Source organism: Kytococcus schroeteri (assembly GCF_042433515.1).
GTDB classification, from domain to species: Bacteria; Actinomycetota; Actinomycetes; order Actinomycetales; family Dermatophilaceae; genus Kytococcus; species Kytococcus schroeteri.
In genome coordinates, this window is the sequence record NZ_JBHLVH010000014.1 from 176,096 (window position 1) to 197,883 (window position 21,788).

Annotated in this window: 21 protein-coding genes and 1 riboswitch; of the genes, 7 read left to right on the top strand and 14 right to left on the bottom strand. The window is 74.8% G+C overall.

Annotated elements, in window-relative coordinates; translation table 11 throughout:
- Positions 1 to 180 precede the first annotated feature (180 nt).
- Genes ACFFHC_RS07900 through ACFFHC_RS07915 form a run of 4 tightly spaced genes read left to right on the top strand, consistent with a single transcriptional unit; the run spans position 181 to position 5,263 of the window.
- Positions 181 to 1,431: a homoserine dehydrogenase gene (locus ACFFHC_RS07900; protein ID WP_070705361.1), complete on the top strand. Its 1,251-nt coding sequence runs from the start codon at positions 181 to 183 to the stop codon at positions 1,429 to 1,431.
- Positions 1,428 to 2,972 carry a threonine synthase gene (thrC, locus tag ACFFHC_RS07905; protein ID WP_141494414.1) on the top strand — a complete coding sequence of 515 codons (1,545 nt, stop codon included), beginning with the start codon at positions 1,428 to 1,430 and terminating at the stop codon, positions 2,970 to 2,972. Before ACFFHC_RS07900 ends, thrC begins: the two co-directional genes overlap by 4 nt.
- Positions 2,969 to 3,871: a homoserine kinase gene (thrB, locus tag ACFFHC_RS07910; protein ID WP_141494415.1), complete on the top strand. Its 903-nt coding sequence runs from the start codon at positions 2,969 to 2,971 to the stop codon at positions 3,869 to 3,871. Before thrC ends, thrB begins: the two co-directional genes overlap by 4 nt.
- A 9-nt stretch (positions 3,872 to 3,880) precedes the next feature.
- The gene (locus ACFFHC_RS07915; protein ID WP_141494416.1) at positions 3,881 to 5,263 is read left to right on the top strand and encodes an aldehyde dehydrogenase family protein; all 1,383 of its coding nucleotides are present in this window, start codon (positions 3,881 to 3,883) and stop codon (positions 5,261 to 5,263) included.
- 3 nt (positions 5,264 to 5,266) lie between these two features.
- Here the strand turns inward: ACFFHC_RS07915 and ACFFHC_RS07920 are convergent, their stop codons facing one another.
- Both ACFFHC_RS07920 and ACFFHC_RS07925 read right to left on the bottom strand, forming a co-directional pair.
- Positions 5,267 to 6,601, bottom strand: coding sequence for a D-arabinono-1,4-lactone oxidase (locus tag ACFFHC_RS07920; RefSeq protein ID WP_181443110.1), 1,335 nt, complete (start codon positions 6,599 to 6,601; stop codon positions 5,267 to 5,269).
- Complete coding sequence (locus ACFFHC_RS07925; protein ID WP_141494418.1) at positions 6,598 to 7,842, bottom strand: alanine racemase; 1,245 nt, start codon at positions 7,840 to 7,842, stop codon at positions 6,598 to 6,600. Before ACFFHC_RS07925 ends, ACFFHC_RS07920 begins: the two co-directional genes overlap by 4 nt.
- A gap of 85 nt (positions 7,843 to 7,927) precedes the next feature.
- Between ACFFHC_RS07925 and ACFFHC_RS07930 the strand changes: the two genes are divergently transcribed.
- On the top strand, positions 7,928 to 8,770 hold the full coding sequence (locus tag ACFFHC_RS07930; protein ID WP_141494419.1) for an aldo/keto reductase: 843 nt from the start codon (positions 7,928 to 7,930) through the stop codon (positions 8,768 to 8,770).
- Here ACFFHC_RS07930 and ACFFHC_RS07935 read toward each other — a convergent pair.
- Both ACFFHC_RS07935 and ACFFHC_RS07940 read right to left on the bottom strand, forming a co-directional pair.
- Complete coding sequence (locus ACFFHC_RS07935) at positions 8,712 to 10,043, bottom strand: APC family permease (protein ID WP_238329898.1); 1,332 nt, start codon at positions 10,041 to 10,043, stop codon at positions 8,712 to 8,714. The two genes, ACFFHC_RS07930 and ACFFHC_RS07935, sit on opposite strands and share 59 nt — an antisense overlap.
- Positions 10,040 to 10,495, bottom strand: coding sequence for an OsmC family protein (locus tag ACFFHC_RS07940; RefSeq protein ID WP_070703966.1), 456 nt, complete (start codon positions 10,493 to 10,495; stop codon positions 10,040 to 10,042). The genes ACFFHC_RS07935 and ACFFHC_RS07940 overlap by 4 nt, the downstream gene beginning before the upstream one ends.
- A gap of 19 nt (positions 10,496 to 10,514) precedes the next feature.
- On the opposite strand from ACFFHC_RS07940, the gene ACFFHC_RS07945 reads away from it, so the two are divergent.
- Complete coding sequence (locus ACFFHC_RS07945) at positions 10,515 to 11,228, top strand: histidine phosphatase family protein (RefSeq protein WP_141494421.1); 714 nt, start codon at positions 10,515 to 10,517, stop codon at positions 11,226 to 11,228.
- Positions 11,229 to 11,235: 7 nt separating this feature from the next.
- Here ACFFHC_RS07945 and ACFFHC_RS07950 read toward each other — a convergent pair whose 3' ends face one another.
- The 10 genes from ACFFHC_RS07950 to fdhD form a co-directional block, all read right to left on the bottom strand.
- Positions 11,236 to 12,744 carry a glutamate-cysteine ligase family protein gene (locus ACFFHC_RS07950; RefSeq protein WP_379804411.1) on the bottom strand — a complete coding sequence of 503 codons (1,509 nt, stop codon included), beginning with the start codon at positions 12,742 to 12,744 and terminating at the stop codon, positions 11,236 to 11,238.
- Positions 12,745 to 12,877: 133 nt separating this feature from the next.
- Positions 12,878 to 15,781: an aminomethyl-transferring glycine dehydrogenase gene (gene gcvP / locus ACFFHC_RS07955; protein WP_238329899.1), complete on the bottom strand. Its 2,904-nt coding sequence runs from the start codon at positions 15,779 to 15,781 to the stop codon at positions 12,878 to 12,880.
- Positions 15,782 to 15,908: 127 nt separating this feature from the next.
- Positions 15,909 to 15,994: riboswitch (glycine riboswitch) on the bottom strand.
- Positions 15,995 to 16,055: 61 nt separating this feature from the next.
- Complete coding sequence (locus tag ACFFHC_RS07960; protein ID WP_379804414.1) at positions 16,056 to 16,607, bottom strand: MerR family transcriptional regulator; 552 nt, start codon at positions 16,605 to 16,607, stop codon at positions 16,056 to 16,058.
- An 81-nt stretch (positions 16,608 to 16,688) separates the two neighbouring features.
- Positions 16,689 to 17,363 carry a transcriptional regulator FtsR gene (gene ftsR, locus ACFFHC_RS07965; RefSeq protein WP_379804417.1) on the bottom strand — a complete coding sequence of 225 codons (675 nt, stop codon included), beginning with the start codon at positions 17,361 to 17,363 and terminating at the stop codon, positions 16,689 to 16,691.
- A gap of 26 nt (positions 17,364 to 17,389) precedes the next feature.
- A complete protein-coding gene (locus ACFFHC_RS07970) occupies positions 17,390 to 17,845 on the bottom strand; it encodes an FHA domain-containing protein (RefSeq protein ID WP_070705524.1) in 456 nt (151 codons plus the stop codon).
- A gap of 76 nt (positions 17,846 to 17,921) precedes the next feature.
- A complete protein-coding gene (gene gcvH, locus ACFFHC_RS07975; RefSeq protein WP_379804421.1) occupies positions 17,922 to 18,302 on the bottom strand; it encodes a glycine cleavage system protein GcvH in 381 nt (126 codons plus the stop codon).
- Between the two features lie 62 nt (positions 18,303 to 18,364).
- Positions 18,365 to 19,105 carry a DUF881 domain-containing protein gene (locus ACFFHC_RS07980; protein ID WP_379804424.1) on the bottom strand — a complete coding sequence of 247 codons (741 nt, stop codon included), beginning with the start codon at positions 19,103 to 19,105 and terminating at the stop codon, positions 18,365 to 18,367.
- The gene (locus ACFFHC_RS07985; RefSeq protein WP_379804427.1) at positions 19,098 to 19,430 is read right to left on the bottom strand and encodes a small basic family protein; all 333 of its coding nucleotides are present in this window, start codon (positions 19,428 to 19,430) and stop codon (positions 19,098 to 19,100) included. The genes ACFFHC_RS07980 and ACFFHC_RS07985 overlap by 8 nt, the downstream gene beginning before the upstream one ends.
- A complete protein-coding gene (locus ACFFHC_RS07990) occupies positions 19,427 to 20,254 on the bottom strand; it encodes a DUF881 domain-containing protein (protein ID WP_101848897.1) in 828 nt (275 codons plus the stop codon). The genes ACFFHC_RS07985 and ACFFHC_RS07990 overlap by 4 nt, the downstream gene beginning before the upstream one ends.
- A gap of 61 nt (positions 20,255 to 20,315) precedes the next feature.
- On the bottom strand, positions 20,316 to 21,170 hold the full coding sequence (gene fdhD / locus ACFFHC_RS07995; RefSeq protein ID WP_379804430.1) for a formate dehydrogenase accessory sulfurtransferase FdhD: 855 nt from the start codon (positions 21,168 to 21,170) through the stop codon (positions 20,316 to 20,318).
- Between the two features lie 57 nt (positions 21,171 to 21,227).
- Between fdhD and ACFFHC_RS08000 the strand changes: the two genes are divergently transcribed.
- Positions 21,228 to 21,758, top strand: coding sequence for a 4'-phosphopantetheinyl transferase family protein (locus tag ACFFHC_RS08000; RefSeq protein ID WP_101848896.1), 531 nt, complete (start codon positions 21,228 to 21,230; stop codon positions 21,756 to 21,758).
- The last annotated feature ends 30 nt before the right edge of the window (positions 21,759 to 21,788 follow it).

Sequence of the window (21,788 nt, forward strand, 5' to 3'; positions counted from 1 at the left end):
GTATCGCCCGAGGCACCGACGGCCCCCGCGCGGCCCCGGGCGGAGACCCGGGCACGGCCCCTCCTACCAGGCGGGGAGGCGTCGTTAGGCTGGCGCCACCGCCGGCCCAGCCGGTGGCCGGGCGGGACCAGACCACGAGACGACTGGAAGACCCGGGACGAGACCACCCAGGAGGCCGACATGACGGAACAGACCGAGGGCGTGCGCAGCGTGGGGGTGGCCGTCCTGGGCTACGGGACGGTGGGCCAGGGGGTCGTCGACCTGCTGGGCCGGCACCGTGGGCGTTGGCTGGACCAGCTGGGCACCGACGTGGTGGTGCGTCACGTGGTGGTGCGCGACCTGCACCGCGAGCGCGACGTCCCCGCCCCTGCCGGCACCCTGAGCACTGACGCCCGGGGGGCGGTGACCGACCCGTCGGTGGACCTCGTGGTGGAGGTGGCCGGGCCCGTCGAGGAGGGCCTGGAGCTGGTGGGCGAGGCGCTGCGCCAGGGCAAGCACGTGGTCACCGCCAACAAGGCGCTGCTCAGCGCGCACGGCGAGGAGCTCACCGCGCTGGCCCAGGAGCAGGGGGTGAACCTGCTCTTCGAGGCCGCCGTGGCCGGTGGGGTGCCGTGCGTGCGGGCCCTGCGCGACCTCGTCCGCGTGGACCGGGTGCGTTCGGTGAGCGGCATCCTCAACGGCTCGTGCAACTACATCCTCTCGGCCATGGAGTCCGGGCGGGACTACGGCGTGGTGGCCGCCGAGGCCCAGCAGCTGGGCTACCTGGAGGCCGACCCGAGCGCCGACGTGAGCGGGGCGGACTCGCTGCGCAAGCTGCGCATCCTGGCCTCGATGGCGTTCGGCGGCCCGGTGACCGAGCCTCACATCCTGTGCACCGGCATCGAGCGGGTGTCGGCGGCCGACCTGCAGGCGCTGCGCACGGCGCCCGGCGGCCCGCGCGTGGTGCGCCTGGTGGGTGAGGCGCACGCCGTGCAGGGTCCCGGCGGCCACGAGGTGACCGCCGTCGTCGAGCCGGTCGCCGTGCCGCCGGAGCACTGGGCGGCCAGCATCACCGGGTCCACCAACGCGGTCACCTTCGAGGCCGACCACGTGGGTGCCCTGACCTTCGCCGGGCCCGGCGCGGGGCGCTACGAGACCGCCTCGGCGGTGCTCACCGACGTGGTGGACGTGCTGCTGGGTGCGGTGCCCACCACCAGCCCGCTCTCGGACGCCCCGCTGCACGACGCGAACGCCACGGTGACCGGCCGCTGGTACCTGCGCAGCAGCGCCGCCCTGGCGGGGCAGGCCGAGGCCCTGCTGCAGGACCGGCTGGGTTCCGACCCGGTGGCGGGCATCACCGGTCCGCTGCGCCGGGCCGTGCTGCAGCCCTGGCTGGACGACCCGGGCAGCTGCGTCGTCCGCTGGGAGGCCGCCGGCGAGGGGGCGGCATGAGGTTCACCAGCACCCGCGGTCAGGCACCGGCGGTGGGCGCGGCCCGGGCGGTGCTCGACGGCCTGGCCCCCGACGGCGGGCTCTACGTTCCCGAGCGCATCGAGCCGCTGGACGTGGAGTCCCTGCTCGACGCCCCCTGGGCCGAGGTGGCCACGGCGGTCATGGCGCCCTACCTCACCGGGGAGGGCGGCCTGCCGGCCGACGGGCTGCGGGAGGCCGTCGAGGCGGCGGCGGCCCGCTTCGAGACCGAGGAGGTGGTACCGCTGACCGTCCTCGGCGAGGCGGACGGGACGATCGGCCTGCTGGAGCTCTTCCACGGGCCCACGCACGCCTTCAAGGACGTCGCGCTCACGCTGCTGCCCCACCTGGTGACGCTGGCGCGCACCGCCGAGGGGCAGCAGGGCACCACACTGGTGCTCACCGCCACCAGCGGCGACACCGGCAAGGCGGCGCTCGAGGGCTTCAAGGACGTGCCCGACACCGAGGTGGTGGTGCTCTACCCCACCGAGGGCGTGAGCTTCATGCAGAAGCAGCAGATGCGCACGCAGGCCGGTGGCAACGTGCACGTGCTGGGCATCCACGGCGACTTCGACGACGCCCAGCGGGCGGTGAAGGCCCTCTTCGCCGACGCGGGCGCCCGGGAACGGCTCACGGGGCGCGGGTACGCGGTGAGCTCGGCCAACTCCATCAACCTGGGGCGCCTGCTGCCGCAGATGGTCTACTACGTGACCGGTTACGCGGCCCTGCGCCGGGCGGGCATGGTGGCCGCCGGCGAACCCGTGGACGTGGTGGTGCCCACCGGCAACTTCGGCAACCTGCTGGCCGCCACCTGGGCCCGCGCCGCGGGCGTGCCGCTGGGCACCGCGGTGTGCGCGACCAACGAGAACCGGGTGCTGGCGGACTTCTTCGCCACCGGCACCTACGACGCCCGACGCGGGCTGGTGCGCACGGACTCGCCCTCGATGGACATCCTCGTCTCGAGCAACCTGGAGCGCTTCCTGCACGACACCAGCGGGCGCGACAGCGACCGGGTGCGCGCGGCGATGGCGCAGCTGGCCGACGAGCGGGTCTTCGACTGGGGCGCGCTGCCCGGGGAGCCGGCGGACCTGCCCGAGGGCGCGGACGCCTCCCGGCACCGGGTGGTGGCCGGCACCGCCACCGGCGAGCAGGCGGCCGCGACCCTGCGCGCGGTGCACGCCGAGCACGGCACGCTGGTGGACCCGCACACCGCGGTGGCCCTGGACGTGCTGGCGCAGTACCGGCGCGGCGACCTCACCGGCGGCCAGCAGCCCCCGGCCCGACCGGCGCTGGTGGCCGCCACGGCCAGCCCGTACAAGTTCGCCCCCGCGGTCCTCGCCGCCCTGGGCCACGAGGCCGACGAGGACGAGTTCGACACCCTCGTGCGCCTGGCCACCACCGCCGGCGACGAGCGCGGCGCCCCGCTGGGCCTGAGCTCCCTGCGCGACGCAGCCGTGCTGCACGAGCAGGTGGTGGAGGTCCCCGAGGTGCCGTCCACCATCGAGGAGGTCCTGCACCGATGAGCGCCACCGGCCGGTCGGTCACCGTGCGGGTGCCGGCCACCTCGGCCAACCTGGGCACCGGCTTCGACGCCCTGGGCCTGGCGGTGGCCCTGCACAACCGGGTGACCCTCGAGGTGGTGGCCGCCGACGACCCCGCCCGCACCGACGCCGGCGACAGCCTGCCCGTGGCCGCCTACGAACGCGCCTGCGCCGAGCACGGCATCGAGCCGGTGGCGGTGCGCTGCACGGTGGCCGGCGACGTGCCACCCTCCCGCGGTCTGGGGTCCTCGGCCACCTGCGTGGTCGGGGGCGTGCTGGCCGCCCGTGCCCTGCACGGCACCGACTGGGACGACGACGAGCTGGTGCGCCTGGGCACCCTCACCGAGGGGCACCCGGACAACGTGGCCCCGGCCCTGCTGGGCGGCGTGGTGGTCTCCGTGGCGGCGGCCGACGGGCGGGTGCACAGCCTTCCCGTGCCGGTGGCCCCCGGCGCACTGCCCGAGGTGCTGCTGCTGGTGCCCGACCACCCCGTGGCCACCGCCGAGGCCCGCGCCGCGCTGCCCGCATCGGTGCCCTTCGCCGACGCGGTGCACAACGCCGCCCGCAGCGCGCTCCTCGTGGCCGCCCTGGCCACCGGTCGCACCGAGGCGCTCTCCGAGGCGGTGGACGACCGCCTCCACCAGCCGCACCGCGCGCACCTCGTACCGGGCGTCGAGGACGTGCTGGCCGCCGCCCGCGCGTCCGGCGCTTCAGCCGCGTGCGTGAGTGGGGCCGGACCCACCCTGCTGGTGCTCTCCCCCGCGACCGGCACCGAGGCCGCCCTGTCCGCCCACCTGGCCGACCACCCCTGGAGCTGGCAGCTGCGGCGGGTGCCGCTGGAGGCCCACGGCGCGGCCGTGGAGGAGTCCGTTGCTGCGTAGGCTGGGACCATGACGTCCCCCGAGCAGTCCACCGCCGCCACCGTCCGCGAGCTGGCCCACGAGACCTGGGCCACGGGCCGCCTGCGCGAGCTCGACGCCCGCCGCGAGCAACTGCGGGCCCTGCGCACCCTGCTGCGCGAGGAGGAGCCGCGCCTGCTCGCCGCCCTGCGCGAGGACCTCCGCAAGCCCGAGGCCGAGGCGCGCACCACCGAGCTCGCGGTGGTGGAGGGCGAGGTGGAGCAGCTCCTCAAGCACCTGGACGAGTGGCTGTCGCCCCGGGCCGCCTCCGTGCCGCTGGCCATGCAGCCCGCCCGCGCCACGGTGCGCCGCGAGCCGCTGGGCGCCGTGCTCGTCATCGGGCCGTGGAACTACCCGGTGAACCTCGTGCTCACACCGCTGGCCGGCGCCCTGGCCGGGGGCAACACGGTGGTGCTCAAGCCCAGCGAGCTCGCACCGGCCACCGCCGCCGTGCTGGCCGAGCTGGTGCCGCAGTACCTGGACCCCGAGGTGGTGCAGGTGGTGACCGGGGGCGTGCCCGAGACCACGGCCCTGCTGGAGCAGAAGTGGGACCACGTGTTCTTCACCGGGGGCGAGAAGGTCGGCCGCATCGTCATGCGGGCCGCCGCCGAGCACCTCACCCCGGTGACCCTGGAGCTGGGCGGCAAGTCCCCCACGTGGGTGGGCGAGGACGTGGACCTGCGCGCCGTGGCCCGCCGCATCGTGTGGGGCAAGTTCAGCAACGCGGGCCAGACCTGCGTGGCACCCGACCACGTGCTGTGCACCCCGGCGACCCAGGCCGCCCTCGTACCCGAGCTGGAACGCGCCATCACCGACATGTTCGGCCTCGACCCGCGCACCAGCCGCGACTACGGACGCATCATCAACCGGAAGCACGCCGAGCGCCTGGCCGCGATGGTGGAGGGCGCCGCGGTGGGCGGCGAGGTGGACCTCGACGCGCTCTACGTCTCCCCCACCGTGCTCACCAACGTGGACGACGACCACCCGGCCATGGCCGAGGAGATCTTCGGCCCCGTGCTGCCGGTCGTCACCGTGCCCGACGTGCAGGCCGCCATCAACCGGGTGGCCGACGGCCCCTCCCCGCTGGCGCTCTACCTCTTCACCCGCGATGCCGACGTGCAGGAACGCTGGCTGGCCGGCACCCGCTCCGGCGGCGTGGGCATCAACGTGCCGATGGCGCACGTGGGCGTGCACTCCCTGCCCTTCGGCGGCGTGGGCGCCAGCGGCATGGGCAGCTACCACGGCGAGGCGTCGGTGCGGACCTTCACGCACGAGCGCTCGGTACTGGACAAGCCGCTGCGCCCGGACACCCTGGGACTGGCCTACCCGCCCTCGGGCCCGGTGAAGCGGGAGCTGCTGCGCCGCCTGCTCTGAGCCTCAGCCCACGGGGCCGAGCACGCGGTCGGTGTACTCGTTGGCGAACACCCCGTGCGGGTCGAGCTGCGCGCGCAGGGCGGTGAAGTCGCCCAGGTGCGGGTAGAGCCCCGCCAGCGCCTCGGCGCCCAGGGAGTGCATCTTGCCCCAGTGCGGGCGGCCCCCGGCGGCCACGAGGATGCGCTCCAGCTCGGCGAAGTACGCCCGGGCGCGGCCGTCACCGTGCACCGTGTGCACCGCGACGAACGCCCGCGGGCCGCCCTGCGCCATCGAGAGCCACAGGTCGTCACCGGCGGTGCTGCGGATCTCCAGCGGGAAGCCCACCGGCCAGCGGCGACGGCGGATGGCCGCGGAGACCTCCGCCATCACCTCGGGGAGGTCGGCCAGCGGCACGCCGTACTCCATCTCGCGGAAGCGCACCGTGCGGGCGCTGGCGAAGACGGTGTGCGAGGGGCCGACCACCCGGTGCGGGGTGAGCCCGCCGAAGGTGCGGTTGAGCCACGGCGTGCGGCCCGGCAGCCGGTCGCACAGGTGCGCCAGGGCCGCCAGGCCCGCGTTGGAGACCAGCCCGTCCTCGACGTGGTGGCCGAACCAGCTCCGCGGCACCGGCGGGGTGTCGGCCTGGCACCGACGGGTGCTCTTGGTGATGGTCCTGGGGCTGTGCGGGAACCAGAAGGCCTCGAAGTGGTCGTGGGCCTCGGTGCGCTCCTGCCAGGTGGCGAACACCTCCGGCGCGGACTCGTTCTCGACCTGCAGGTCCAGGCAGTAGGCCGGCACCAGCTGCAGCGTGATGTCCACGATGACGCCGAGCGCCCCGAGCGAGACCGCGGCGCCCTTGAGGCGCGGGTCCACGGCGCCGATGCGGTGCACCTGGCCGGTGCCGTCCACGAGGGTGACGCCCCGCACCTGGGTGGCGAGGCAGCCGAACGCCGCGCCCGTGCCGTGGGTGCCGCTGGAGAGGGCGCCGGCGAGCGTCTGGCGGTCGATGTCGCCCATGTTCTCCAGGGCCAGTCCGTAGGGCGCCAACAGGGCGGGCAGGGCGTGCAGGGGCGTGCCGGCGCCGAGGGTGAGGAGCCCCTCGGCGGCACGGGAGTCGTCGACCACGCCGGTGAGGCCGTCCACGGCCAGCGAGGTGCCCGGGCGGGCGCCCCCGCGCGGGGCGGCCACCCCGGTGAAGGAGTGCCGGCTGCCCACGGGGTGCACCGGGCGGCCGGAGGACACGGCGTGGCGTACCGCGGCCTGCACCGCCTCGGTGGAGTCCGCGACTGTGCACCGGGCGTCGGGCAGGTCGACGGTGCGCGACCAGTTGCGGAAGCCGGTGGTCCGAGTGGTGTTCACAGGAAGGCCTTTCCCTCGCCACGGTAGGTGGGCACAGTGTGGGTGCTGCCGTCCTCCTGCACCAGCACCACCTCGTCGACCCGCTCGGCGGGCTCGCCGGACTTCGCGTGGCGCATCCACACGCGGGAGCCGACCTCGAGGCGGTGGCCGGCGGCCCGGGCGGCCAGGGCACCGGTGAGGGGCGTCTGCACCTCGCCGGCCCCCTCGGTGCCGGTGAGCTCGAGGCCCGGGGGCCAGGCCGCCACCGGCAGGCGGTCGGCGGCGACGGCACCGGTGGCCACCCAGCCGCTGCCCAGCAGGGTCACCATGTCCGGCTCGGGGGTGCGCACCACGTCCAGGCCGATGCCGAACGCGGGCTCCAGGTCGATGGCGCGGAAGCGGTCGAACAGGTGGCCCACGAACAGGCCGGAGCCCACGGTGACCTCGGTGAGCGCCGGGTCGGCCGAGGACCACGCCACCGACCCCGTGCCGCCGCCGTTCACGAGCTCCGGGGCGTGGCCGAGCACCGCGGCCACCGCGTCCACCACGGCCTGCCGCTCGGCGTACAGCCCGCGGCGCGAGACGCCCTGCATGCCGCGGACGGCCCAGCGGTAGGCGCGGTCGCGCAGGTCGCCGGCCACGGGCACGTCCTGCACCCCGGCCACGTGGCCCTCGTAGGTGAGCAGTCCGCGCAGCGCGATGCCGGGCTCGGCCACCACGCGGCGCGCGGCGCGTTCCACCGCCTGCGGCCCGTGCAGGGGCGAGCGGCGGGGGCCGATGGTGACGGGCCCCTTGCGCAGGGAGACGTCGGCCTCGAGCACCACCTGCACGGTCTCGCAGCCACCGGTGCGGGCGCGGGCCTCGGCGATCGCGGCGAGGTGGGCGGGGTCGTCGACGGTCAGGGTGATGGCCGCGGCGAGGTCGGGTTCGCAGACCAGGGCGTCCAGGCCGGCGGCGTCCACCGTCGGGTAGGCCACGAGCAGGTCGTCGGTGGTGCCCACCCGGGCCAGCCAGATGGCCTCGGGCAGCGTGAAGGCGAGCACGCCTTCCACGCCACGGTGGGCCAGGGCGCGCTCGACCACGGCCCGCACGCGGATGCTCTTGCTCGCCACGCGCAGCGGCATGCCGTCGGCCGCCTCCACGAGTCGGTCCAGGTTGCGGTCCACCGCATCGAGGGACACCGCGGCCACCGGCGCGGGCAGGTGCGCGGTGGCGGCGTCGAGGCGTGGCCAGGGGGTGGTGTCGTGCGCCCGGGGGTCCATGCCGAGAACCTAACCTCCGCGGTGACGCGCAGCACACACGCCGCGCGGGGATGTCGGTACACGACGTCACGCCTAGGCTGGGGGCATGGTCGACCTCTCCCCCACCGCCCGCCACACGCTGCACGACGGCACCACCCTTCCCGTGGTGGGTTTCGGCACCTACGAGCTCACCGGCGCCGAGGGCGTCACGGCCGTGCGCCACGCCCTGGACGCCGGCTACCGACTGCTCGACACGGCCGTCTCCTACCGCAACGAGACCGAGGTGGGTCGCGCCGTGGCTGCCAGCGGCCTGGACCGTGAGGAGGTCGCGCTCGTGACCAAGGTGCCCGGCCGGCGCCACCGCAGCGCCGTGGAGTGCGTGGAGGAGTCCCTGCGCCGCCTGGGCACCGACCACCTCGACCTCGTGCTGGTCCACTGGCCCAACCCCTCGCAGGGCGAGTACGAGTACGCCTGGGACGGCCTGGTGCAGGCCCGCGAGCGGGGCCTGACCCGCAGCATCGGGGTCTCGAACTTCCACCCCCACCACCTGGACCGGGTCATCCGCTCGGTGGGCGTCACCCCGGCGGTCAACCAGGTGGAGGTCCACCCCTCGTTCAGCCAGGCCGGCCTGCTGGCCGAGAACGCCCGCCGCGGCATCCTCACGCAGGCGTGGAGCCCGCTGGGCAAGCGCCAGCCGCGCTACACCGACACCGCCGTGGCGGCACCGGCCGAGCGGTTGGGCGTCACCCCGGCGCAGGTGGTGCTGCGCTGGCACCTGCAGCGCGGGGTGCTGCCCCTGCCCAAGTCGGCCACGCCGGAGCGCCAGCGGGAGAACCTCGACCTGTTCGGGTTCTCCCTGTCCGACGACGAGGTGGCCGCCATCACCGCCCTCACGCGGCCGGACGGTCGCCTGTTCGGCGGGGACCCCGACCACCACGAGGAGCGCTGACCGGCACCCGGTCGGCATCGGCCACGCGGGGCTCGCCGCGGCGCACGAACCACAGCACCACGCCGACGGCCACCATCACCAGGCCGCCGACGAGACTGGTGGCCGGGAGGCTCGCCACGAGCACGACGCAGCCGACCAGGCCCACCACCGGCACCACCCACCCGGCGCGCCACTCGTCGCGCAGCGTGAACGCCGCGCCGTTGGCCACCGCGTAGTAGAGCAGCACGCCCACGCCGGAGAAGCCGATGGCGCCGCGCAGGTCAAGCAGCAGCACCAGCAGCACCACCGCACCGGCCACCGCGAGGGCGGCCACGCGCGGCACCCGCTCGCCGGTGGAGGCGGTGGCGGTGACGCCCAGGGCCGGCGGCAGGTCGCGGCGCTGCCCCATCGCCTTGAGGGTGCTGGCCACGCCCAGCAGCAGCGCCCACAGGGCCCCGACGGCGGCCAGCCCGGCGAGCACGCCGACGACCACGGCCCACCAGGAGGACGCGCCCCCGGCCAGGTCGCGCAACGGGGCGGCGCTGGCCACGATGCCCTCCGGTCGCAGGCGCGCCAGCAGGGTCACCGCCACCGCGGCGTAGAGCACCAGCACGGTGCCCAGGCCCCACGCGACGGCCCGCGGGACGGTGCGGCGCGGCTCGACCACCTGGTCGCCCAGGGTGGCGATGCGGGCGTACCCGGCGAACGCGAAGAAGAGCAGCCCGGCGCCCTGCAGCAGCCCGTGCGGCGAGGGACGGCCCGGCACCACCGCGGCATCGCGGGTGGGGGTCCACAGGGTGGGGTCCGGCGGCAGGAGCCACGAGACGAGCAGGGTGCCCACGATGCCCAGGAGCACCAGCCCCACCACCACGCGCGCCACCCGGGCCGACCGCACGACGCCGCCGAGCGTGACGGCCGTGAGCGCGACCACGGCGAACACCCCGAGCAGCTGCTCCCGGCCGGGCCACAGGTAGGAGCCGGCCACCATCGCCATCGCGGCGCAGGAGGCGGTCTTGCCGACGACGAAGCACCACCCGGCGAGGTAGCCCCAGAACGGGGAGAGCCGCTCCCGGCCGTAGAGGTAGGTGCCCCCGGCCCCCGGGTGGCGGGCGGCGAGCTGGGCACTGGAGCTGGCGTTGCACCAGGCCACGAGCGCGGCCACGGCCAGAGCGGGCAGCAGCCACGCGCCCGCGGCGGCGGTGGCCGGGCCCCAGACCCCGAACACCCCCGCGCCCACCATGGCCGCCAGGCCGATGGTGAGCGCGTCGAGAAAGGTCAGGCGCCGGGCGCTCACTCCACCGACCGGCCGTCGGCGAGGGTGAACTCCACCGGCGTGGGCAGGGCCACGGTGCGGCTCACGGTGCACAGGCGGTCGCGCGAGGAGGCCACGGCCCGCGGCAGCACCTCGGTGGCGGCCCGGCCGGCCTCGTCCTCGGCGAAGGTCACGTCGAAGGCCGCCTGCACGTCGGTCAGGTGGTTGCCGTCCTCGTCGCGCACCTTGGTGCCCCGGGCCTCCACCACGAAGGACTCCGGCTCGGCGCGCTTGTGGGTGATGAAGTCGACGTCGATGGCCGAGCAGCCGGCCACGGCGGCCAGCAGCAGCTCCACCGGGGTGAAGTCGGCATCGCTCCCGTCCCCGATGGTGATGCTGGCGCCCCGCTCGTTGGTCACGGTGAAGGTGGCGAAGTCGGTGCGCTCCAGGCGGACCGAGCGGGGGCTGGGCGGGGTCGGGGTCTCGCTGCTCATGGGGCATAGCCTGCCGCACATGGAGCCCGACGCGAAGACCGCCTCGCCCACCGGCCCGAGCGTGACCGGGGCCTCGGCCGCCGCCACCCTGGGCGGCCTCCACCGGTACGCCGACGCCGGCCCGGTGGACGTGCGTCCCTCCGAGCCCGGCCCGGGCCGGCTCCTGCTGGTGCGCCACGGCGAGACCGCGTGGTCCCGGGCCGGCCGGCACACCGGGCTCACCGACCTGCCCCTCACCGGGGCCGGACGCGCCGCGGTCGGCGGCCTGCCCGACCTGCTCGCGGAGTACGACCTGGTGCACGTGCGCTGCTCCCCGCTGCAGCGCGCCACCGAGACCGCCCGCCTGGCCGGCCTGGAGCCCGACGCGCTGGACGCCGACCTCGTGGAGTGGGACTACGGCGCCGAGGAGGGCCGCACCACCGCCCAGGCGCAGGCCGAGGGCCGCCCCGGGTGGACCGTCTTCGACGGCGTGCCACCGGGCGAGACCCCCGGCGAGACGGTGGAGATGGTGGCCGCCCGGGCCAGCCGGGTGCTGGGGCGGGTGTGGCGCCACCTGGAACACGGCGACGTGGTGCTCGTGGGGCACGGGCACCACCTGCGCGTGCTGGCCGCGGTGTACCTGCGCCAGACGCCCTACCTGGCCGACGCCCTGGAGCTCGAGGCCGGCAGCCTGAGCGTGCTCGGGCACCACCGCACCACGCCCACCGTCCACCGGTGGAACCTGACGCCCTGAGCGGGTCTCAGGCGGGCAGCTCCCACTGGTCCACCGGCTGGTGGGTGGCGTTGGCCTCCCAGTACAGGCGCGTCATCTCGGTGAGCGCCGCGTCGCGGTCCAGGCCGCGGGCCTCCAGCCGCTCGACGGCCTGCACCTGCCAGGTGGCGCCGTTGGTGCGCTTCTCGCAGCGGCGCCGCACCGTGCCCAGGTAGGTGTCGGCGTCCTCGGAGGTGGTGCCCCCGGAGACCAGGCCGGCGTGCGCCAGCGGCAGCAGGTGCTCGGCCACCAGCTCGGTCACCGGCATCGTGCCGGTGGTGCCCGGCCAGGCCAGCTCCGCCTCGATGCCGTGCTCGGCCGCGGCGTAGAAGTTGCGCTCCGCCTCGGCGTGGCTGAAGCCCAGCCACGGCTCGGGGGTGGTGTCCACCAGGGTGCGCAGCAGCCCGTAGTAGAGCGCGCAGTTGGCCATCGTGTCCGCCGCGGTCGGGCCCGCCGGCAGCACGCGGTTTTCCACGCGCAGGTGCGGCACGCCGTCGACCACGTCGTAGATGCCGCGGTTCCAGCGCCACACCGTGCCGTTGTGCAGCATCAGGCGCGGCAGCTTGGGGGCCCGCCCCTTGCCGGCCCCGGAGCGGTCGCTGCTCGGACCACCCTCGGTGGAGGGCAGCTCGAACGGCTCGGGCAGCAGCCCCGGGTAGGAGCCGATGTTCTCCCGGAACAGGTCGGCCGGGGTGGCGATCCAATCGCGCCCGAACAGGGCCCGGGACTTCACACCCTGGTTGCGCAGCTCCGGGGTGCGGGTGTCCATCATCTGCTCGAAGAGCGGGATGCGGGTCTCGGCCCACAGCCGCTTGCCGAACAGGAAGGGCGAGTTGGCACCCACCGCCACCTGCACGGCGGCCACCAGCTGGGCGGCGTTCCAGAAGGTGGCGAACCTCTCCGGCGAGACCTGCCGGTGCAGCTGCAGCGAGGTGGCCGCGGCGCCGGGGGCGATGGTCTCGGTGTACTGCTTGACCCGCTCCCCGGTGGGGCCGGTGATGTCGATGGTGGCGCCCTCGCCGCGCTCCTTGAGCAACGCGTTCTCCAGGGCCCGGTAGCGCGAGCCGGCGGAGATCCACTCCCCCACCAGGTGCTCCTCGCGCAGCGTGGGCAGGATGCCGATGGGCACCATGCGGCAGCCCTCGGCGTCGGCCGCGTCGTGCGCCTCCTGCAGGTGGTGCAGCACCACGTGCTCCAGCGACGGCGAGGCACCCGTGGCCACCGGGCGCGGCTCCACGTTCACCTCGATGTTGAAGCGCGCCAGCTCGGACTGGAAGTGCTCCCCCAGGTGCCCCAGCACCGCCTCGTTGTTGAGGGAGGGCTGCATGTCGGCGTCCACGAGGTTGAGCTCCATCTCGATCCCGATCTTGGGGAAGGTGGAGTCGAACTCTGCGTGCGCGAGCAGCCAGGTGAAGGTCTCCAGCTCGTGGTTGACCTCCTCGCGGAACCGCACCCGGTCCGCCGAGGAGTACTCGGTCTTCTCGACCTCTGCGCCCATGGTCCTGCCTTTCGCCGTGCGGGGCTCCATCCAAGCACGTGGGACCGGCCACCGCAGGGTGGCCGGTCCCACGTGACGGGGGCGCCGTCCCGCGCCGGCAGGGACCCGGACAGGGCCCCTGCCGCGCAGCAGGTCAGTCCTCGAAGGCCTCCGGCGGCGGGCACGAGCAGACCAGGTTGCGGTCGCCGTACACGCCGTCGATGCGGCGCACCGGCGGGAAGTACTTGGTCGCCGGGTTCACGCCGGCCGGGTACACGGCCTCGGCGCGGGTGAACGAGTACGGCCAGTCGCCGGCCATCGAGCGGGCGGTGTACGGGGCGTGGCGCAGCACCGAGTCGTCGGCGTCGCCCTGCTGGCCCACCGCGTCGATCTCGGCCTTGATGGCCACCATCGCGTCCACGAAGCGGTCCAGCTCGTCAAGCGACTCCGACTCCGTGGGCTCCACCATGAGCGTGCCGGAGACCGGGAAGGACATGGTCGGGGCGTGGAAGCCGTAGTCGATGAGGCGCTTGGCCACGTCGTCCACGGTGACGCCGGTGTCCTTGGTGATCTGGCGCAGGTCGAGGATGCACTCGTGGGCCACGAGGCCCTCGTTGCCCGTGTAGAGCACCGGGTAGTGCTCGTCGAGGCGCTTGGCCAGGTAGTTGGCCGAGAGGATGGCCACGCGGGTGGCCTTCTTCAGGCCGGCCGAGCCCATCATGCGGATGTACGCCCACGGGATCGGCAGGATGCTCGCCGAGCCCCACGGTGCCGCGGCGATGGGGCCGACCCCGGTGGCCGGGCCGGCGCCGGGCACCAGCGGGTGGTTGGGCAGGAAGGGCGCCAGGTGCTCGCGCACGCCGATCGGGCCTACGCCCGGACCGCCACCACCGTGCGGGATGGTGAAGGTCTTGTGCAGGTTGAGGTGGCTGACGTCCGAGCCGAACTTGCCCGGACGGGCCACGCCGATGAGGGCGTTGAGGTTGGCGCCGTCGACGTAGACCTGGCCGCCGGCGTCGTGCACCAGGCCGCACAGGTCGGCGATGGTGTCCTCGAACACGCCGTGAGTGGACGGGTAGGTCACCATGATGGCGGCCAGCTGCGGGCCGTGCTTCTCCACCTTGGCGCGCAGGTCGTCCATGTCGATGTCGCCGCCCTCGGCGGTCTTCACCACGACCACCTTCATGCCGGCCATGACCGCCGAGGCCGCGTTGGTGCCGTGCGCGGAGGCCGGGATGAGGCAGACGTCGCGGTGCTCCTGGCCCTGGGACGCGTGGTAGGCGCGGATGGCCATGAGGCCGGCCAGCTCGCCCTGGGCACCGGAGTTGGGCTGCAGCGAGACGGCGTCGTAGCCGGTGATGTCGCACAGCCACTGGCTCAGCTCGTCCATGAGGGCGCGGATGCCCTCGGAGTGCTCGGCCGGGGCGAAGGGGTGCAGGTTGGCGAACTCCGGCCAGGTGATGGGCTCCATCGCGGTGGTGGCGTTGAGCTTCATGGTGCAGGAGCCCAGCGGGATCATGCCGCGGTCCAGCGCGTAGTCGCGCTCGGAGAGCTCGCGCAGGTAGCGCAGCATCTGGGTCTCCGAGCGGTGCACGTGGAAGACCTCGGGGGTGAGGAAGTCGCTGGTGCGCTGCAGCTGCTGCGGCCAGGTGAGCTCCATCGCCGGGCCGAGGCGGTCGGCCAGCGAGACGCCGAAAGCCTCGGCGACGACCTCGAGGTCGGCCGAGAGCGTGGTCTCGTCCACGCTCACCAGCACCGTGTCCTCGTCCTGCTTCCACAGCAGCACGCCCTCGCGGCGGGCGGCGGCCACGATGTTGCCGGCCTGGCCCGGTACGCGGACGGCCAGGGTGTCGAAGTAGTCCTCGTGCACGACCTCCAGGCCGGCCGAGGAGAGGGAGCCGGCCAGGCGGCGGGCCTTGCCGTGCACGTCGCGGGCGATGGAGCGCAGCCCCTCCGGGCCGTGCCACACCGCGTACATGGAGGCGATGACCGCCAGCAGCACCTGGGCGGTGCAGATGTTGGAGGTGGCCTTCTCGCGACGGATGTGCTGCTCGCGGGTCTGCAGGGCCAGGCGGTAGGCCACCTTGCCCTCGTCGTCCTTGGAGACGCCCACGAGGCGGCCCGGCAGGGTGCGCTCGAGGCCGGAGCGGACGGCCATGAAGCCGGCGTGCGGGCCACCGAAGCCCATCGGCACGCCGAAGCGCTGGGTGGTGCCCACCACCACGTCGGCGCCCCACTCGCCGGGGGGCGTGAGCAGGGTGAGGGCCAGCAGGTCCGCGGCGGCGGTCACCAGGGCGCCGGCCTCGTGGGCGGCCTCGGCCAGGGCCGACCAGTCGCGGATCGCACCGTCCACGGCCGGGTACTGCACGATGACGCCGAACACGTCGCGGTCGCCGGCGGCGGCGCGCAGGCCCTCGACGGAGTCCACGCCCGCCAGGTCGGCCACGACCACCGGGATGCCCAGCGGCTCGGCGCGGGTCTCGGTGACGGCGATGGACTGCGGCAGCAGGCCGGAGTCCAGCAGCAGCACGGCGGAGTTGTCCTTGGCGCCCACCTTGGCGGTGCGGCGCATCACCGTCATCGCCTCGGCCACGGCGGTGCCCTCGTCGAGCAGGGAGGCCCCGGCGGTGGTGAGGCCCGACAACTCGGAGCACATGGTCTGGAAGTTCAGCAGCGCCTCGAGGCGGCCCTGGGAGATCTCCGGCTGGTAGGGCGTGTACGCGGTGTACCAGGCCGGGTTCTCCAGGATCTTGCGCAGGATCACCGGCGGGGTGTGGGTGCCGTAGTAGCCCAGGCCGATCATGGAGCGGGCCACGGTGTTGCGCTCGGCGTAGGCGCGCAGCTCGGCGGTGGCGGCCTGCTCGGTGGGGGCCGCCGACATCGGCAGCTGCTCGTCGCCCTGGATGGCGCCCGGTACGGCCTTGGCGATGATGGCGTCCAGCGAGGGCTGGCCGATCACCTCGAGCATGTGGGCCACGTCCTCGTCGCGGGGGCCGATGTGGCGCCCCACGAAGTCGGGCTCGTGGTGCAGGCCCAGCTCGTCGCTGGCGTCGAACACGGGGGCCTCGGTGGCCTCGTGCGCGGGGGTGGGCGTGGTGCCGTCGGGAACCAAGGGTCCTCCTGGAGTCGCTGCGTGGGTCACGATCTCTCCCCCTCTGTGGGCGCTGGGGCCGGCCAGAGTTGCCTCACCGCGCAGGGTCCGTGGGCCTGAGAGATTCCGGGGAGGTTGCTCCTTCGGCGTCCCGGTGCGGGACTCTCCCCTGCGGGGTCGACGGCACCGGCGAGTGTATTACGTCACGCCCCCGCCGAGGAGGGTTCGGGCCCGTGCCGCCTCAGGCGCCGCGGCGCGCGCGCCGGGCGGCCAGCTCGTCGACCACGCGCTCGCGCTCGTCGGCACCGGGCAGCTCGCACAGGCTGCCCTCCACCTCACGCCACACGCTGGAGATGGCGATGCCGAAGACGCCCTGCCCGCCGCGTACCAGGTCGATGACCTCGTCGTCGCTCGTGCACTCGTACACCGAGGCACCGTCGGACATGAGCGTCAGCGAGGCGAGGTCGTCCGCGCCACGGTCCGCGACGGCCTCGACGGCCACCCGGATCTGCTGCAGCGAGACACCGGTGTCGAGCAGGCGCTTGATGATCTTGAGCACGACGATGTCGCGGAAGGAGTAGAGCCGCTGCGTGCCCGAGCCCTGGGCGCCTCGCACGCTGGGGCGCAGCAGGCCGGTGCGGGCCCAGTAGTCGAGCTGGCGGTAGGTGACGCCGGCGGCGGCGCAGGCCTGCGGGCCGCGGTAGCCCACGGCGTCCCGGGCAGCGGCGACCGGGTCGTCGAACAGCGGGACCTGCTCCCCCGGGTGGCCCTGCTCGGGCGGCGTCGTCGTCACGGGGGCGACGCTACTGCGCCGTCCCCGGGCAGGCAACGCCGCCACGCCGACCGGCCGGTCGGGCCGGCCGCGGTCGGGCGGTCAGCCGAGCTCGGCGCGCACCAGGGCCACGTGGAGCGCCAGGCAGGCCGCGGCCAGCTCGTTGCGCATCCCCTCCCGCTCGTCCGGGGCGGGACGCGAGGCGGTGAGGGTCTGCTGCACCAGCGCCGCCTCGCGGTCGGCGGCCAGCCGGAACATGCGCAGGTGCCGGGGCTCCAGCCCGAAGGATGCGAAGGTGGCCGCCGCGCGGGCGATGTCGACGTCGTGGGAGGAGTACCAGCCCTCGCGGTCGGCGTGCACCAGGCCGAAGGACGCGATGTCGTCCAGCTGGGAGGGCTCGATGCCGGCGCTGCGGCAGAGCTCGGACCGGCTGACGCGCACCGCCTCGCGGCTGGAGAAGTCCACCGCCTGCACGGCCGGCCCGGTCGCCCCGGGCAGCGCGCCGGCGGGCGGAGGAGCGGGCCGTCCGGGGGCGGGCGCGTCGAGGTCCACCGACAGGCCACGGTCCATCTGGTCCAGGGCGTCGGCGATCACCTTGAGCGGCCAGAAGCGGTCGCGCTGGGAGGTGAGCACAAAACGCAGGCGCTCCACCTGGTCGTCGGAGAACAGCCGGTAGCCGGCGGGGGTGCGCTCCGGGGTGATGAGCCCCTTGCCCTCCAGGAAGCGCACCTTCGAGATGGTCAGGTCCGGGAAGTCCGCCGACAGCTCGCGGACCACCTGGCCGATGGTGTGCCTCGCCCCCGTCATGCCACCGGGGAGGTCGCGGGGTGGAAGACCAGGCGGTACTTGCCGATCTGCACCTCGTCGCCCTCCTGCAGGTCGACCTGCTCCACCGGCTCGCCGTTGACGTACGTGCCGTTGGTGGACTTGCTGTCCACGAGGCGGCACCCCTCCTGCGAGAGCACGAAGCGCGCGTGGTGGCGCGAGACGGTCACGTCGTCGAGCAGGATGTCGGCGTCCGCGGCGCGGCCCACCGTGGTCTCCGGCTCGTCGAGCAGGTAGCGCGCACCGGCCGAGGCGCCGGCGGGGATGAGCAGCAGGGCGGTGCCCGGGCGCAGGGCGGCGATCATCTGCGCGTCGACGTCCGTCATCGCCACCGGTGTGCGCGGGTGGGTGGGGACGGGCGACCCGGTCGCCAGGTCGATGCGGGAGGTGGCGGGGCCCGTCGCGTGCGGGGTACCGCCCGGGGTGGAGCTCATGCGCCTGGTCCTTTCTGGTGGTCGACGACGGGTGCCGGGGGTCGCCCCCGGCACCCGTCGTCCGGGGGTGCTGCGCTCAGTCGAGCGTGGCGGTGTAGGCCTCGGCGTCGATGAGGTCCTCGACCTCGGAGGCCTCGGAGACCTTGATCTCGAACATCCAGCCCTCGCCGTAGGGGTCGGAGTTCACGTTCTCGGGGGTGGCGTCGAGCGCGTCGTTGACGGCCGTGATCTCGCCGCTCAGCGGGGAGTACACGTCGCTGACGGACTTGGTGGACTCCACCTCACCGGCGGCGTCGTCGCGGGAGAAGGTGTCGCCCACGGCCGGCAGCGTCACGAAGACGACGTCACCCAGCGCGTCCTGGGCGTAGTCGGTGATGCCCACGCGGTAGACGCCGTCGCCGGCCTCACGCAGCCACTCGTGCTTGTCGGTGTACAGCAGGTCCTGGGGGTAGTCCATGGGCGCTCCTCGCACTCCTTCGGGTGATGGTGGGTCGATCCTAGTGTCCCGTGCCACAGTCGTCACCGTCCGGCGCCCTCCTCCAGCGGGACGGTGGCCTCCACCCGTACCTCGTCGCGCACCAGCACGCTCACCCGGGAGCCCTCCTGGGCGGCGGACTCCACCACGCCGCCGGGGATCCGCATGGCGGTGGCCAGGGTCTCGGCGGGCCCGATGGCGCGGAACCGGTAGGGCGGGTGGAGCACCTCACCGTCCATGACCACCCGCCCCTCGGTGTCGTCGACGAACCAGCTGCCGGCCACCACCCGGTGACCGTTCACCTCCATGGCCTCGGCGCCGGCGTCGCGCAGCTCCTGCACGGCCTGCAGCAGGGTCCCGGCCCCGAGCTCCCCGGCCGCCGGCACCGTCATCTGGATGCCGGGGCCGGCGGCCGGCACCACGCCGGCAAGGATGCCCAGCTCCTGGGAGCGGCGGCGCGCCTGCTTCTCGGCCTCGGAACGCCCAGACCCGGCCTCCAGGGCGGCCTTCTGCTCCTCCAGGGCCACCCGCTGGCCATCGAGCTCGTCGTCGTGGGCCTCCACGTCGTGGAGGAGCTCCACCAGCTCGGCCTCGCTCAGGTCGCGCACGGCATCGCGCTGCGGGTCCAGGCTGCTGGTGGACAGCGCGAAGCCGAGCAGGCCCAGCAGGACCGCGGCGGTGGTGCTGCCGCGGCCGCCAAAGGCCCGCCAGCCGGTGCGCCGGGGCCTCGGCAGGGGGCGGGGACGGCGCGGGGGACGCGCGCCGGGCTGCGGGGACTCAGGCATGGAACAGGTGCCTCCGGATGGCGGCGAGGTTGCTGAAGATGCGCAGCCCCAGCACGACGACCACCCCGGTGGTGAGCTGCGAGCCCACCCCGAGCTGGTCGCCGATCCAGACGATGAAGGCGGCCACCACCACGTTGGAGAGGAAGGAGACCACGAAGACGCGCTCGGAGAAGATGCCGTCCAGCGCGGCGCGGGCACCACCGAACACGGCGTCCATCGCGGCGATGACGGCGATGGGCAGGTAGGGCTCCAGCCACCAGGGCACGTCGGGCTGGAGCCAGACGCCCAGCAGGATGCCAAGGACGAGGCCGAGGGCGGGGATCATGGAGTCTCCACGGTGACGGGGCGGGCGTGGTGCAGCGTGAGGGTGGGGTCGGCCGGCACCGTGAGGTCCGCGGCCCGGCGGGTGCTGGTGCGCAGGCCCACCTCGTCACGCAGGTGGCGCAGGTGGTCCTGACCCCCCAGCTCGGCGAAGCGGTCCGGCATCGTGGCCGGACCCACCGCCTCCACCGTGTACGGGCGGTCCAGGGCGCGGAAGTCCACCACCAGGGCCTGGCCTGCGAAGCGGATGCCGGCCAGGGAGCTCAGGCGGTGGCCGTTGATGCTCACGGCCTGCGCCCCGGAGGCCCACAGCAGGTTGGACAGGCGCTGGAGGTCGGCAGCGACGACCCGCTGCTCGGGGTCGGGCCCCGGCGCGTCGTCGAGCTGCAGGACCAGCCCCGCACCGGTGACGGGGGTGGCCGCAGCGGCGACGCCACGGGCCTCGACCTGCGCGGCGAGCTCACCGCTGCCCCCCTCGCGCAGGAGGTGGCCCTGCTGCTCCTCCACGGCCCGTTGCTCCCGGTCGAGCGCCGCGGCCTCCTCGGCGAAGAGGTCCTGCTCCTCGTGGAGGCGGGCGGCCAGCTGGGCGCGGGGGGCGTCGGCCGGCAGGTCCTCGCGCAGGTTCTGGTAGCCGGCCACCAGCACCAGACCGATGAGCACGAGCGTGGCACCCAGGGCCAGTCCGGCCGGGGCCCGGCGGGCGGGGGCGGGACCCTCGCCGGCACGACGGCGCCGCTCGTGGGCCGCGGCGTACGCGGGCTCGACGGGGTTGGCCAGCAGCTCCTCGATGAGGTTGCGCGGCCGCTGGTCGGGCTCCTGCTGCGCCATGGCCACCTCCCTCGCCGTCCGCGGGGCCTGCTGAGGGTCGGAGCCTACTACCGCGGGCGGGTCACGAGGTGGCGGCGTCGACCCCCCCGACCCGGTGGGCGTGCGTGTAGAGGTTCATCGAGTCGCCGCGGACGAAACCCAGGAGCGTGAGTCCCTGCTCGTCGGCCAGCTCGACCGCCAGCGAGGAGGGCGCGGAGACCGCGCTGAGCACCGGGATGCCGGCCATGACCGCCTTCTGCACCAGCTCGAAGCTGGCCCGCCCGGAGACCTGCAGCACCGTGCCGCGGGCCGGCAGGCGGTCGTGCTGGGCGGCCCAGCCCACCACCTTGTCGACCGCGTTGTGGCGCCCCACGTCCTCACGCACCACGAGCGCCTCGCCGGTGGCCGCGTCGAACAAGCCCGCGGCGTGCAGGCCCCCGGTGCTGTCGAACACCCGCTGGGCCTCGCGCAGGGCCCCGGGCAGCGCGGCCAGGGTGGCGCGGGAGACCCGGCAGCGGTCGGTGGTGAGGTCGTGCACCGAGGTGGTGCGCACCGCCTCGATGCTGGCCTTGCCACACACGCCGCAGCTGCTGGTGGTGTAGAAGTTCCGCTCCACCGCCTCCCCCGGCGGCTCCACGCCCTCGGCCAGCTCGAGGTCGAGCACGTTGTAGGTGTTGGGCTCCCCTCCCCCGGTACCCGGCCCGCCGCAGTGGATGGCGGCACGCAGGTCGTCCCCGCGGCGCAGCACGCCCTCGGAGACCAGGAAGCCGGTGGCCAGCTCCACGTCGTGGCCCGGGGTGCGCATGGTGACCGCCAGCGGCCGCCCGGCCACCCGGATCTCCAGCGGCTCCTCGCCGGCCAGGGTGTCGACCACCCGGCGGGCGGGCTCCTGGCCCCGGAGGCGGAGGATCGGTCGGCGGACGGTGAGGCGGCCCATCGGGCGATCCTCGCACGAGGGGCGGGACGGGTGCGGGGCACGGACTACGGTGCCGGTGTGCCCGAGGTCCACCTGGCGCGCGCCCCCGGCGACGCGCACACCGCGCTGCTCGCCCTGGCCGCCGCCGTCACCGGCGCCCCCGGCCTGTCCCTCGCCCACGCCTGCCCGCAGTGCGGGTCCGCCGCACACGGCCGGCCGGTGCTGCGCGGGGTGGAGGGCGCTTCGGTGTCGCTCTCCCGCCCCCGCGACCCGGGCCCGGCGCTCGTGGCCCTCTGCGTGGGCGCCGGGGTGGGCGTGGACACCGAGCACCACGGCGCCGTGGCCTTCGCGGGCTTCGACGCCGTGGCCCTGCACCCGCGGGAGACCTGCGCCGACGACGCCGCCCGCACCCGCCTGTGGGTGCGCAAGGAGGCGCTGCTCAAGGCGCACGGCACGGGGCTGGCCACCGACCCGCGGACGGTCCGGCTGGCGATGGACGGCACGGTGCTGGCAGGGCCGCCGGCCACGCTGGTGGACCTGGACCATGCGGGGCAGACCGCGGCCGTGGCGGTCACGCCCCCGGGCCCGGTGCGGCTCGTCTGGCACTGAGCCGCGCGGCACCTCGCGCCCGGGCGGTGC

What these genes read in the sequence shown, in the direction of transcription:
- ACFFHC_RS07985 (WP_379804427.1), bottom strand. Translation starts at nt 19,430, where the DNA reads ATGATCCCCGCCCTCGGCCTCGTCCTTGGCATCCTGCTGGGCGTCTGG.
- ACFFHC_RS07950 (WP_379804411.1), bottom strand. Translation starts at nt 12,744, where the DNA reads ATGGGCGCAGAGGTCGAGAAGACCGAGTACTCCTCGGCGGACCGGGTG.
- ACFFHC_RS07945 (WP_141494421.1), top strand. Translation starts at nt 10,515, where the DNA reads ATGGAGCCCGACGCGAAGACCGCCTCGCCCACCGGCCCGAGCGTGACC.
- ACFFHC_RS07925 (WP_141494418.1), bottom strand. Translation starts at nt 7,842, where the DNA reads ATGGACCCCCGGGCGCACGACACCACCCCCTGGCCACGCCTCGACGCC.
- ACFFHC_RS07970 (WP_070705524.1), bottom strand. Translation starts at nt 17,845, where the DNA reads ATGAGCTCCACCCCGGGCGGTACCCCGCACGCGACGGGCCCCGCCACC.
- ACFFHC_RS07900 (WP_070705361.1), top strand. Translation starts at nt 181, where the DNA reads ATGACGGAACAGACCGAGGGCGTGCGCAGCGTGGGGGTGGCCGTCCTG.
- ACFFHC_RS07990 (WP_101848897.1), bottom strand. Translation starts at nt 20,254, where the DNA reads ATGGCGCAGCAGGAGCCCGACCAGCGGCCGCGCAACCTCATCGAGGAG.
- ACFFHC_RS07940 (WP_070703966.1), bottom strand. Translation starts at nt 10,495, where the DNA reads ATGAGCAGCGAGACCCCGACCCCGCCCAGCCCCCGCTCGGTCCGCCTG.
- fdhD (WP_379804430.1), bottom strand. Translation starts at nt 21,170, where the DNA reads ATGGGCCGCCTCACCGTCCGCCGACCGATCCTCCGCCTCCGGGGCCAG.
- gcvH (WP_379804421.1), bottom strand. Translation starts at nt 18,302, where the DNA reads ATGGACTACCCCCAGGACCTGCTGTACACCGACAAGCACGAGTGGCTG.
- ACFFHC_RS07915 (WP_141494416.1), top strand. Translation starts at nt 3,881, where the DNA reads ATGACGTCCCCCGAGCAGTCCACCGCCGCCACCGTCCGCGAGCTGGCC.
- thrC (WP_141494414.1), top strand. Translation starts at nt 1,428, where the DNA reads ATGAGGTTCACCAGCACCCGCGGTCAGGCACCGGCGGTGGGCGCGGCC.
- ACFFHC_RS07930 (WP_141494419.1), top strand. Translation starts at nt 7,928, where the DNA reads ATGGTCGACCTCTCCCCCACCGCCCGCCACACGCTGCACGACGGCACC.
- thrB (WP_141494415.1), top strand. Translation starts at nt 2,969, where the DNA reads ATGAGCGCCACCGGCCGGTCGGTCACCGTGCGGGTGCCGGCCACCTCG.
- ACFFHC_RS07980 (WP_379804424.1), bottom strand. Translation starts at nt 19,105, where the DNA reads ATGCCTGAGTCCCCGCAGCCCGGCGCGCGTCCCCCGCGCCGTCCCCGC.